The 11567-nt window shown below is 53.6% G+C and carries 10 protein-coding genes and 1 other annotated feature; all 10 genes read right to left on the bottom strand.

The features are described 5' to 3' along the window. Positions 1-3 precede the first annotated feature (3 nt). The 10 genes from Q3F21_RS10600 to Q3F21_RS10645 all read right to left on the bottom strand — a co-directional run bounded on the left by Q3F21_RS10600 (position 4) and on the right by Q3F21_RS10645 (position 11559). Positions 4-1047 (bottom strand): rod shape-determining protein MreB, encoded by a 1044-nt coding sequence (locus tag Q3F21_RS10600; protein WP_340252243.1) that lies wholly within the window; start codon positions 1045-1047, stop codon positions 4-6. Between the two features lie 67 nt (positions 1048-1114). Beyond that, positions 1115-1813, bottom strand: a complete 699-nt coding sequence (gene radC, locus Q3F21_RS10605; protein WP_340252246.1) for a RadC family protein — start codon at positions 1811-1813, stop codon at positions 1115-1117. 99 nt (positions 1814-1912) lie between these two features. Beyond that, positions 1913-2497 (bottom strand): Maf family protein, encoded by a 585-nt coding sequence (locus tag Q3F21_RS10610; RefSeq protein WP_340252249.1) that lies wholly within the window; start codon positions 2495-2497, stop codon positions 1913-1915. An 11-nt stretch (positions 2498-2508) separates the two neighbouring features. Continuing rightward, positions 2509-2907: a DUF4321 domain-containing protein gene (locus Q3F21_RS27425; RefSeq protein ID WP_425341241.1), complete on the bottom strand. Its 399-nt coding sequence runs from the start codon at positions 2905-2907 to the stop codon at positions 2509-2511. Between the two features lie 90 nt (positions 2908-2997). After that, the gene (locus Q3F21_RS10620; RefSeq protein ID WP_340252251.1) at positions 2998-4206 is read right to left on the bottom strand and encodes a hypothetical protein; all 1209 of its coding nucleotides are present in this window, start codon (positions 4204-4206) and stop codon (positions 2998-3000) included. An 84-nt stretch (positions 4207-4290) separates the two neighbouring features. Then, complete coding sequence (locus Q3F21_RS10625) at positions 4291-5283, bottom strand: beta-ketoacyl-ACP synthase 3 (protein WP_340252253.1); 993 nt, start codon at positions 5281-5283, stop codon at positions 4291-4293. Positions 5284-5419: 136 nt separating this feature from the next. Then, entirely contained in the window at positions 5420-6805 is a 1386-nt protein-coding gene (gene murC / locus Q3F21_RS10630; protein ID WP_340252255.1) for a UDP-N-acetylmuramate--L-alanine ligase, read from the bottom strand. A gap of 1 nt (position 6806) precedes the next feature. Then, positions 6807-8177: a bifunctional folylpolyglutamate synthase/dihydrofolate synthase gene (locus Q3F21_RS10635; protein ID WP_340252257.1), complete on the bottom strand. Its 1371-nt coding sequence runs from the start codon at positions 8175-8177 to the stop codon at positions 6807-6809. Positions 8178-8220: 43 nt separating this feature from the next. Beyond that, positions 8221-10896 (bottom strand): valine--tRNA ligase, encoded by a 2676-nt coding sequence (locus tag Q3F21_RS10640; protein WP_340252259.1) that lies wholly within the window; start codon positions 10894-10896, stop codon positions 8221-8223. A 38-nt stretch (positions 10897-10934) separates the two neighbouring features. Beyond that, positions 10935-11183, bottom strand: a binding site (T-box leader). A gap of 70 nt (positions 11184-11253) precedes the next feature. Continuing rightward, positions 11254-11559 carry an STAS domain-containing protein gene (locus Q3F21_RS10645; RefSeq protein WP_340252261.1) on the bottom strand — a complete coding sequence of 102 codons (306 nt, stop codon included), beginning with the start codon at positions 11557-11559 and terminating at the stop codon, positions 11254-11256. Between the last annotated feature and the right edge of the window lie 8 nt (positions 11560-11567).

Raw genomic sequence — 11567 nt, forward strand, 5'->3', positions numbered from 1 at the left:
CGTTTATCTACCGCGTTTTTGTCGGGAAGAGGTGATTCCGTGCTTTGACTTGAACAAATGCAGGTTCTCCAACGCACGTCCGGTTCCGATCGCAACACAATCCAGTGCGTTTTCCGCAACGTGAACCGGCATGCCGGTTTCTTTGCTCAGAAGACGGTCCAAATTGCGCAGCAAAGCGCCGCCACCGGTCAGTACAATTCCTCTGTCCATGATGTCCGCAGCCAGCTCAGGCGGACTTTTTTCTAGCGTGACTTTCACAGCTTCAACAATCGCCGCCACCGTTTCCGAAAGCGCCTCGGCGATTTCCGTACTGCTGACGCTCAAGGTTTTCGGCAATCCCGTAACAAGGTCGCGTCCACGGATTTCTACCGACTCTTCCACTTCTGGCGGAATCGCCGATCCGATCTCCAGCTTCAGTGTCTCGGAGCTGCGCTCCCCGATCATCAGATTGTACTTCCGTTTGATGTATTGAACGATCGCCTCGTCCATCTCGTCGCCTGCCACCCGAATGGAGCGAGCGGTGACAATGCCGCCCAGCGAAATGATGGCGACCTCGGTCGTACCTCCACCGATGTCTACAACCATGCTTCCTGTCGGTTCCCATACCGGCAGGTCGGCTCCGATGGCAGCCGCAAAAGGTTCTTCAATCGTGAATGCTGCCTTCGCTCCAGCCTGGGTAGTGGCATCCTCAACAGCGCGCTTTTCAACGGCTGTAATCCCGGACGGAACACAGACCATTACATTCGGGCGGCGGCTGAACAAGCCTTTATTCTTTTGCGCCTGGTTAATAAAGTAGCGCATCATGGTGGCAGTTGTTTCAAAATCGGCGATCACACCGTCCTTCATCGGACGAACGGCGACAATGTTCCCCGGAGTACGGCCGATCATGTTCTTGGCAGCGTTTCCGACAGCTTCAATTGTATTTGTATCGGTACGAATCGCCACGACAGACGGTTCGCGGACGACGATTCCTTTTCCTTTTGCATAAACGAGTGTATTGGCAGTGCCAAGGTCAATCCCCATGTCACGAGAAAATCCACCAAACATAGAAAAACTCCTTCCGCTAAATTCCAAATGCTAGTAAGTATCGTAAGTAATTAGCGAAACAGGGGGATTACAAATATCCCTGCTCCTTTAAGCTGACGAAGCTGCCGTCGCCGATGATGATATGATCAAGCAATGAGATGCCGATCAGCTCACCGGCCTCCTGCAGTGTCCGCGTAACGGCAATATCCTCCCTGCTCGGGGTGGGATCGCCGCTAGGATGATTATGCAAGCAGATGACCGAAGCACTGCTGCGCCTGATCGCTTCTTTGAAGACTTCTCTGGGGTGCACGATCGAAGCGTCGAGACTCCCGACAAAAATAGTCTGTTTTCCGATCACATGATTTTTTGTGTTAAGAAACAAGCAAACAAAATGCTCTTGAGTCAAATGCCTCATTTCCGGAAGCATCAGTTTGGCCACGTCACGCGGCAATCGAATGGTCGTGCGCCTTTCGCGGGAAGAATGGACAACCCTTCTGCCCAGCTCAAACGCAGCCTGCAATTCTACCGCCTTGACGGTGCCAATCCCCTTGATTCTCGTCAGCTCAGCATGAGAGGCCTGGGCCAATTCCCCGATGTCGCCGAAGTTGGCCAACAAGCGCTGCGCCAGTTGAAAAACCGTCTCTTGTTCTCTTCCCGTTCGGAGCATGATCGCAATCAGCTCGGCGTCCGACAGGTAAGCAGCTCCCTCCCGAAGCAGTCTTTCCCTTGGACGGTCATAGTTAGGGACGTTTTTCATGTGCATTTTGTTACACTCTTTTTGCGCCATTTTTTACCGCCTCCAGCCTCCATAGGAAGTATGTGCGATGAACGGCTGGCGATGAAGGCGTTTCAAGAGCTGCAGGGCCGTTGCCGCGCTTTCTTTCGTTTACAATAGGGAAATCCCGAAACGGGAAAGCATGTTGGCCGTCAGACAAAGAGGCAATCCGACTACGGTAAAGTAGTCGCCTGTAATGCTTTCAACCATCGTTGCGCCTATACCTTGAATGGCGTAGGAACCAGCCTTGTCCATCGGCTCTTTGGTACGAATGTACGCGTGAATCTCCTGATCGGTCAGCGCACGGATCCGCACCTGCGTCTTGCTGTGCCTTACTTCATAGCGTGCGATTTCCGCATCAATCAGGGCTACCCCGCTGTATACGACGTGCTCCCGTCCTCGAAGAGAAGAGAGCATCGCAAATGCCTCTTCCTCGTCAGCGGGCTTGCCCAGAATGATGTCGTCCAAAACCACAACCGTATCGGAGCCCAAGACAATACCTTTCTCCACTCTGTCTGCCACAGCCCTTGCTTTTCGATAAGCCAGTTGTTCTACCACTTCATGAGGGAGCAAGCCCTGCGCTGTGGACTCATCGACGTCACTGGTGATGACCGTAAAATCGAGTCCAATCGTCTGCAATAGCTCGCGACGGCGAGGAGATGAAGATGCCAAGATGAGGGATGTACTGGTTTTCATATCGTCTCTACCTACTTCATTCTGCGATATATCCAAAACGCGAGGGCAAGCCCTCCAATACTAGCCAGATTTAGTTTTACCTGAAGGTTCAAGTCGTACTTCAGAATTTCCAAATCGGCTGCAGGTGACCATGTTATCACTTTGCTCTTTGTCAGGAAAGGGACCCATGGCCCCAAAACTTCTCCCAGGATGCTTCCACATAACAACCCGGAAATGAAAAGAAATACAAGCGTAAGCGTTTCTTTCCCCTTCATCCATTCTCCACTCCCTTTTTGCAAGGGAATCTGTTTTTGCCAACCATAAGTGTAGCAAATGGGACCTCTTGAAACAATCCCTGATTGCTCTTGGTACTTACTGTATAAAAAGAAAAGACTTCCAGCAAGAATATGTGCCGCAAGTCCCGTGTCCATTTGTCTATCCGCATGTCTTGTATTTCAAAGCGCTTTTGTGCTGCAAAGCGGGGAGCAGGAGGGATGCCCGCCCAAAAGCAAGCGGTGAAGCTAGCTGTTTTGTTGAAGCTGGCCGACCCAGTCGGAGTAGGATTCCCAGAAAGAAAGTACACCAGCCTGTACTTGCCAGGCATATGATTCTGCACTGGCCTGTTTTTTCCCGGCGGCGGATTCCGCCATTTTCCCCCGTGCGGCCATCGCCTGGTTGATTCCGTTCACCATGCCGCCAATCATCGGCTGCCATTGCTCAGAAGTCTGGAGGATTCGACTCTCCTCCAAAAACTGGCGATGCTGCTCTTTCAGTTGGGCCTCTTCTTCTTTCGACAATGGCTGCCGAGCCGCGCTGACAACCGCGCCGGATTGAAGAGCCAAGGTTTTGGCGATCTTCCAGCCGTTCTGTAAAAATTCGCCCACATCCGGCAGCTTTTCGCCTGTTGTTGCCGCTTGTAGGGCTACCTCCCTACTGCCCCCTGGGATGGTCATTTCTTTGACATACACATCGATGCCTTTTTGCTTCAGTATGCTGGCAAAGCCGAGAACAACGTCCCTGTCGGGAGAACCGGCTGCAAACAAGTACTGCTTGTCGCTTCCCCTGTAGAGGAAATGCGGAAGGCCTGCGTCCTGGAGCGGCTTAACCACAGCCTCTCTCGACACATCAGGCTGAAACGCCCCGGCCTGCGCGACAAACAGCCTTTCATCAGGCAACTTCAATTTCAATTTTTGCCCCGGTGCCTGAGGCTGGGATAAAGCCGACTGCGTCAGCGCCGTCCCCTGGTCCGGCGCTGTCTCTGAACCCTGAGCAGTCAGCGTATGAACGGTATCGCTTAAAACGGCTTGGTAGGATTGCGTGACCCGCTCCTGGTTGAATACAGTCAGTACAAGCAGGCCGAACAACAGTCCGATCGCTACTGCTCCCCCTGTGGTCAGCAAGCTTTTCGCCCATCCTTGCTCCCGCACCCAATCCGGGAAAACGACAGGCTTTCTGCTCCCGGGAGAATAGTGCCCGTTTTCCCCTTCATCCGCTGACAAAATCGCATTCAGCTGCTGCTCTCTCGTCTCCGTCTCCGCCGTGCCGCGAAGCTGGGCCAAACGCGACCAGGCATCCTCGTTTCGAACCGGCTTTGTTGCGGGCGCTTGACCAGGAGCATCATTCCAGCGGATCGGCTGCTCTGCCGTTTTTCCCCTCTCCGCCCGCTTTTCGCTCCACCGCTCCCCGTTCAGCCTCACCGTAACCTTGCTTTTCTCCCTTTCCCCGTTCACGTATAACGCCTCCTCCACCCAGGCTACTTTACTATCAGCATACGTGTCGGAGGGACAGGTTATGACTACGGGAAGGGACGGGTTTTACGGATTCCAGGAAAGCAGCAGCCCGGCGTGCACCAGTCCGCCGCCGAAGCCGTACAGCAAAAGCGTATCCCCCGGCTTTACCCGTCCTTCCTGGATGCCCATATTCAGCGCGAGCGGGATGGTTGCGGCAGAGGTATTGCCGAAGTACTTCAGGCTGTAGAGCGTCTTTTCCAGCGGAAAGCCGCTCTTTTCGCAAATCGATTCAATCATCCGCAAATTGGCGCTGTGCGGAACAAACCAGTCCACTTCATCCAAGCCTTTGCCGGCCTTCTCGACAACAGCCTGCATTCCTTTGGGAACGGTAGTCACAGCCCATTTGTACACCTCTCTGCCGTTTTGGACGATCAGGCCGTTCCCGGCAAGCTCCTGGTCGCCCATTCGGCTGGACAGACCTGACCGGTAGACGTGAATGCCCCCTTCTCCTTTTGACCCTGTGTGCGCTGAGATGAACGAAGGGTGCTCTGGGTCCGCTTCCACAAGGACGGCACCCGCTCCATCGCCAAACAGAATGCAGGTGGTTCGGTCCGTGTAATCCGTTACCTTGGACATCGTTTCCGCTGCCACGACGAGTATGCGGCGGTGCAAACCGGCGCTGATCATGCCATCGGCCAGATGCAGGCCATACGTAAGCCCGGCGCATGTGGCGTTCAGGTCAAGCGCCCCCGCTTTCGTCATCCCGAAGTGAGCCTGCAGCTTGCTCGCTACACTGGGGAACGGGTAATCCGGTGTCGTCGTCGCTACCAGGATCAGATCGACATCAGCCACGTCCTTGCCCCAGGCTTGGATCAGGTTTTCCACCGCCGCAATCGCGAGATCGCTCGTGTATTGATCATCCGCCGCAATTCTCCGCTCATGGATTCCCGTTCGCTGCACAATCCATTCATCGGATGTATCCACCATCTGCTCCAGGTCTGCATTGGTCAAAATCCGCTCAGGCACATGCGTACCGATTGCCGTTATTCTCGCGGAGGACTTTCTCTCCATAGACATTTCGCAGCCTCCTTTTTATAACTAGATATTAGTACTTGGTGCTAATTATATTGATTTTTTTCCGTTTTGACAAGAAAAAAAGCCCGGACTCGTGTCCAGGCTCTCATTCAGATCTGTATTTTTTCGTTTTCCTGCCTTATTTCACCAGTTTCTCCGCCAACCAGTGCGCTGATTTCCAAATGTCCCCGGCTCCCATTGTCAGTACGAGATCGCCCGGCTTGAGCGATTGTACGAGGTGGGCCTGCACGAGTTCCTTCGTCGGAATGTACTGCGCACGCGGGTGACTGTTGCTTCGTATCTTCTCGACCAGCACCTCGGCTGTAACCCCTTCTATCCGGGCTTCTCCTGCCGGAGAATAGATGTCTGTAATGATGACTTCATCCGCTTCTCCAAAAGCCTTGCTGAATTCCTCCATCAAAAAGTAGGTCCGGGTATAGCGCTGCGGCTGGAACACCGCAATTACGCGACGTCCGGAAGCCCGCGCGCCGTTCAAGGTCGCCATAATTTCCGTCGGGTGGTGGGCATAGTCGTCAACCACCAAAATATCCTGCGCATCCCCGATGATTTGGAAACGCCGCTTGGCTCCGCTAAAGGTGGTCAAGGCCGCCGCGATCTCCTCAAACGTAAGTCCAGTCTCCAGACAGACGGCAACTGCCGCCAATGCATTGGCGATATTGTGTTTGCCCGGCACCAAGAGAACAAGCTCTCCAAGAAGGACATCCTTTTGATAAATGTTGCAGCTGGTCCGCCTGTCCCCGCAAACGATCTCCCTGGCGCTGAAATCCGCCTGCTCCACATATGCGGGCGAAATGGCGAACGTGACGACCGTCTCCTGCGTCATGTCCGCCATCAATTCCCGAACATGAGCGTCATCCAGACAGAGAACAGCCTTTCCGCCCGGCTTCAAGTGACTCAGGAATTTGGCATAGGCGCGCTTTAAATTGGCAAAATCACCGTCAAAATGCTCCAGATGATCCGGTTCAATATTGGTTACAACCTCATAAACAGGCCGATATTCCAAAAATGAGCCATCGCTTTCATCCGCTTCGGCAATGACGAGATCGCTTTTGCCCGCTTTCGCATTGGTTCCCGCGCTCATCAGCTCTCCGCCGATAATGAAGGTGGGATCGACGCCGCATACCTCCAGTACATGGGCGATCATCGAAGTCGTCGTCGTTTTTCCATGAGCGCCGGCTACAGCTACACCGGTACGCTCATTCAAAATGCTTGCCAGCATTTGGGATCGGTGCAAGACCGGAATGCCTCTCTCTGTCGCCGCTACAACCTCTGGATTGTCTGGGGAAATGCTCGTGGAATATACGACCTTGTCGCATTCCGCAACGTGCTTGGCATCGTGTCCAATATGCACGACTGCCCCACGCTGTTCCAGTTTTTTGGCCAAGTCGTTCATTGCGACATCAGAGCCGGTTACCTTGTATCCAAGGTCGATCAAGACGCGGGCGATGGCACTCATGCCATATCCGCCGATGCCCACAAAGTGGACGTGTTGGGCCTGATCCACCCTATTCACCTGCCTCTTCTACTGTAGTGGGAAAGAATGTGCGCACTTGGGCGATGAAATAGAGCGAACCGCAGACAACCAACCAGTCGTCGCCGTTTGCCGTTCGGTTGTCCTTCACCCAAGAAGCGAGAAACTGGCGCCAATCGGAGACAAGATCCAAGCGTGCAGCTTCCCAGCCACCCGCAAGAAACGCCTCTTGCAATTGACCAGTCACCGCTGCGCGGGGGAAGTCAAACGTCGTCAGTCGAACGGTTTCTACGTTTGTCTGCAATCCTCTCAGCGCTTCTGCCATGCTTTTTAGCGGCTTATCCGCCAACCCGGAAAACAGCACGTGCAGCCGTGTTTGTGGCGTCGTCAGCCGGTTCAAGCTGGCGACCAGCGCCTCGATTCCTTCCTGATTGTGTGCCCCGTCCAACATGACCATTGGTCTTGGCGAGACTACCTCTAGACGCCCAGGCCAGCGAGTTTGTTGCAGTCCGCGAACAATTTCTTCTTCCTCCAGAAGATAAGACAGATAATTTCGCAGCACGTCGATAGTCATCAGCGATACGGCGGCATTTTCTGCCTGATGAGGGCCGTTCATTGCCAGCCGGTACTCCGCTTCATGCCGCCTGAATATACTCCGGTAGCGGATATGTTGTTCGCCGATACGCTCCTCCAATTGCTCTGCATCAAAATGCGATCCAATGCGATACAGGGTACTTCGGGACCTGTCAGCCGCCTCCTGCAGGACAGCGAGCACTTCAGCCCGCCTTTCTCCGGTGACGACGGGTACCCCTGGCTTGATGATACCCGCCTTTTCCCGGGCAATCTCGGAAAGACTGCTTCCAAGTACGTCCATGTGGTCCATCCCTACGTTCGTAATGACGGTTGCGATCGGAAAAACGACGTTGGTCGAGTCCAATCGCCCTCCAAGTCCCGTTTCCCAGACAACGACAGCCGGTCTTGCCACATTGGCAAAATAGAGGATGGCGATGAGCGTAATGACTTCAAATTCCGTGGGGGAACCGTATCCCGATTCGGCTTCGCAGCGCTCTGCCAAAACCTTTGCTTGCTCAACCAATTCCACCAGATCGGATTTTGGAATCATCGCCCCGTTGTATCGAATTCTTTCCCGGAAATCGATCAGATACGGAGATGTGAACATTCCCACACTGTATCCGGCCTCCATCAGCATATGGGTCAGATATGAGCAGGTAGAGCCTTTCCCGTTCGTACCGGCGACGTGAATAAAAGCAAGTTTTCTCTCGGGATTCCCCAGCTGCCCCAGCATCCACTGCATTCTTTCTAGTCCCGGCTTCTGGCCAAATCGAAGCAGCCCGTGCAGCCAGTCTAGCGCTTTTGTGTATCCTTCCAATCCTTCAGCATTCATGACGCATTGCTCCATTCTCAAAAATATGCGAAGGGACGGCGTTTCATTCGCCTTTTAGTTCAGACAAGCGGGCCATTACTTTCTCCCGTTTTTCCATGTACCCTGTCATTTTTGCGCGTTCCTCTTCGACTACTTTTTCCGGAGCCTTAGCCATGAAGCCCGGATTGTTCAGCTTTTTCTCGATTCGTTCCACTTCTCCGTGCAAAGTCGCCAGTTCTTTTTCCAGACGCTTTACTTCTTGGTCCAAATCTATCAATCCCGCCAGCGGCAAGAATAGCTCCGCTCCCGACACGACCGCGGACATTGCTTTGTCCGGCGTCTTCAGCTCTTCGCCAATCTCCAGGCGCTCCGGATTGCAGAAACGAACCAGGTATTCTTCGCCGCGATGAAGCCGTTCCCGTGTAGCAGAATCGCTCGGCTTGATCAAGAGCTCGATTTTCTTGGACATCGGCACATTCACTTCAGCCCGGATGTTGCGAACACTGCGAATGACTTCCACCAGCAGATTCATCTCCGCCTCGGCGTCCGGGAAAATGAATTGCTCACTTGCTGTCGGCCAAGCAGCGATTGCAATGCTCTCTCCCTTGTGCGGCAGCGCTTGCCAAATTTCCTCGGTCATGAAAGGCATGAACGGATGCAAAAGACGCAGAGTCTGATCGAGTACGGTAACCAGAACGGATTGCGTTGTCTTTTTCGCTGCATCGTCACTTCCGTAAAGCGGAAGCTTCGCCATTTCGATATACCAGTCGCACAGGTCATCCCAGATGAAGTTGTACAGCACGCGGCCCGCTTCACCAAATTCAAACGCATCCATGAGACGGGTAACGTCCTTGATTGTCGCCTGCAGGCGGGACAGAATCCATTTGTCCGGCGTGGACAGATTTCCGCCAAGATCAATGTCCTCGTAGCCAAACCCTGTCAGATTCATCAAGGCAAAGCGGGACGCATTCCAGATCTTGTTGGCAAAGTTGCGGTTCGCCTCGACTTTTTCCCAGTAGAAACGCTGGTCGTTGCCCGGCGAATTTCCCGTTGCGAGCGTAAAGCGCAAGGCGTCCGCACCGTACTTCTCGATTACTTCCATCGGGTCTACCCCGTTGCCTAGCGACTTGGACATTTTCCGCCCTTCGGAGTCGCGGATAATCCCGTGAATCAGGACCGTTTCAAACGGATTTTTCCCTGTGAATTCCAGACCGCTGAAAATCATCCGGGCAACCCAGAAGAAGATGATATCGTAGCCTGTGACGAGTACATTGGTCGGATAGAAGTACTTCATATCCTCAGTCTCTTCCGGCCAGCCGAGTGTCGAGAACGGCCAGAGTGCCGAAGAGAACCAGGTGTCGAGAACGTCCTGATCCTGCTCCAGATGGTGGCTGTGGCAATGCGGACACTCTCCGACATCTTCGCGGGAGACGATCGTTTCGCCGCAGTCCTGGCAGTACCAGGCCGGAATTCGATGCCCCCACCAAAGCTGACGGGAGATGCACCAATCGCGAATATTCTCGATCCAGCGCAGGTAATTTGTCTTGAAGCGCTCCGGTACGAATTTGACACTGTCCTCGCTGTAAGCGTTGGCGATCGCCGCATCTGCCAGCGGCTGCATTTTGACAAACCATTGCGTGGACAAATACGGTTCGACTACGGCATCGCTTCGCTCGCTGTGTCCAACCTGATGGATGTGCTCCTCGATCTTGAACATGACTCCTTGCTCGGTCAAGTCTTTGATGATTTGCTTGCGGCACTCAAACCGGTCGAGCCCTTTGTAGCCAGCCGCATTTTCGTTCATCGTGCCTGATTCGTCCATGACGACGATTTGCGGCAGCTGATGTCTTTGCCCCAGTTCAAAGTCATTCGGGTCATGAGCCGGTGTAATCTTTACGGCACCGGAACCAAATTCGGGATCTACGTATTCATCCGCCACGATCGGGATTTCCCGGCCGACGATCGGCAGAATGACGGTCTTCCCGATCAGATGCTTGTAGCGTTCGTCTTCCGGATGGACGGCGACGGCTGTATCGCCAAGCATCGTTTCCGGACGGGTGGTGGCCACTTCGATGTAGCCGCTGCCGTCTGCCAACGGATAGCGCATGTGATGCAAGGCGCCCTTGACTTCTTTGTAGATGACCTCGATATCGGACAGGGCCGTGCGGGCGGCAGGGTCCCAATTGATAATCCGATTGCCGCGGTAAATCAGTCCTTTTTCATACAAACGCACAAACACTTCGCGAACGGCACGGGACAGCCCCTCGTCCATCGTAAAACGCTCGCGTGAGTAATCGAGGGCAAGACCGAGCTTTTCCCACTGCTCACGGATATGCTGGGCGTAGATATGCTTCCATTCCCACACCTTTTCGACGAACTTTTCACGTCCGAGATCGTGGCGGGAGATGTCTTCCTCGCGCAGTGTCGCTTCTACGCGAGCCTGTGTCGCGATACCGGCGTGGTCCATTCCTGGCAAAAACAGTGCGCTGTAGCCCTGCATGCGCTTGGCGCGCGTGGTGATGTCTTGCAGCGTCGTATCCAGAGCATGCCCGAGGTGCAGCTTTCCGGTTACGTTTGGCGGCGGAATGACGATGGTAAACGGACGTTTTTCGGGATCTCGCTCCGCTTTGAAAAACCCTTTTTCGATCCAGTATGGATACCATTTGGACTCTGCCGCCTTAGGGTCGTAGTTCTTTGGCAGCAGCTGATCGATGTCATTGGTCGCTTGTTGATTCGACATGGCTAGGCCTCCTTTGGAAAATAAAAAAACCTTTCATCCCAAAGGACGAAAGGATTGTTTCGCGGTACCACCTTTGTTAACACAGTCTTCTTTACATAACGGAAGAGCTGTGTTCACTCTGACAAGATAACGGTTGTTAGCCGGTCGCGGCTACAGCAGCTACGTGCATTCGCCGAAACAACTCCCGGGCGACCTTCGACCCATTCCTTCCTTAGAGAATCTCGCAGCTACTGATTCTCCTCTCTGCCAAGGCGTCCTGGTCTACTCTTCCCGTTCACAGTGATCACATTGTTTAGTTTCATGTCAATCGTATTATATACAATCCAGGTGCAGCCCGTCAAACCCGGTTTCCTCTGGCTAATTCACGGTGATGCCAAGTGCTTCGGCAAACCCCAGAACGTGCAGGATATCCAAAATTTCTTCGCGTACATTGATGATTTCCACTTGTTTTCCCAGGGCGAGCAAATCTTTTGTCGTAAAAAACAGATTGCCGATGCCGGAAGAATCGACGAATGTCACATCTCGAAAATCAACCGTCACAGAGCCATTCCGTTCTCCGTACTCACGCAACAGGTTGCCGACCTTGTCTCCTACAGCCATGTCCAATTCACCAGCAAAATACAGAGTAGCCTGCCCGTTCGTTTCTGTTGCCTGGAAGACCATGCACACAT

This window comes from Brevibacillus borstelensis, assembly GCF_037834415.1.
Lineage (GTDB): Bacteria > Bacillota > Bacilli > Brevibacillales > Brevibacillaceae > Brevibacillus > Brevibacillus borstelensis_A.

Excerpts from the sequence above, each read along its gene's own strand:
- Q3F21_RS10600 (WP_340252243.1), bottom strand. The coding sequence starts at position 1,047 with ATGTTTGGTGGATTTTCTCGTGACATGGGGATTGACCTTGGCACTGCC.
- radC (WP_340252246.1), bottom strand. The coding sequence starts at position 1,813 with ATGGCGCAAAAAGAGTGTAACAAAATGCACATGAAAAACGTCCCTAAC.
- Q3F21_RS10610 (WP_340252249.1), bottom strand. The coding sequence starts at position 2,497 with ATGAAAACCAGTACATCCCTCATCTTGGCATCTTCATCTCCTCGCCGT.
- Q3F21_RS27425 (WP_425341241.1), bottom strand. The coding sequence starts at position 2,907 with ATGGACACGGGACTTGCGGCACATATTCTTGCTGGAAGTCTTTTCTTT.
- Q3F21_RS10625 (WP_340252253.1), bottom strand. The coding sequence starts at position 5,283 with ATGTCTATGGAGAGAAAGTCCTCCGCGAGAATAACGGCAATCGGTACG.
- Q3F21_RS10635 (WP_340252257.1), bottom strand. The coding sequence starts at position 8,177 with ATGAATGCTGAAGGATTGGAAGGATACACAAAAGCGCTAGACTGGCTG.
- Q3F21_RS10640 (WP_340252259.1), bottom strand. The coding sequence starts at position 10,896 with ATGTCGAATCAACAAGCGACCAATGACATCGATCAGCTGCTGCCAAAG.
- Q3F21_RS10645 (WP_340252261.1), bottom strand. The coding sequence starts at position 11,559 with ATGGTCTTCCAGGCAACAGAAACGAACGGGCAGGCTACTCTGTATTTT.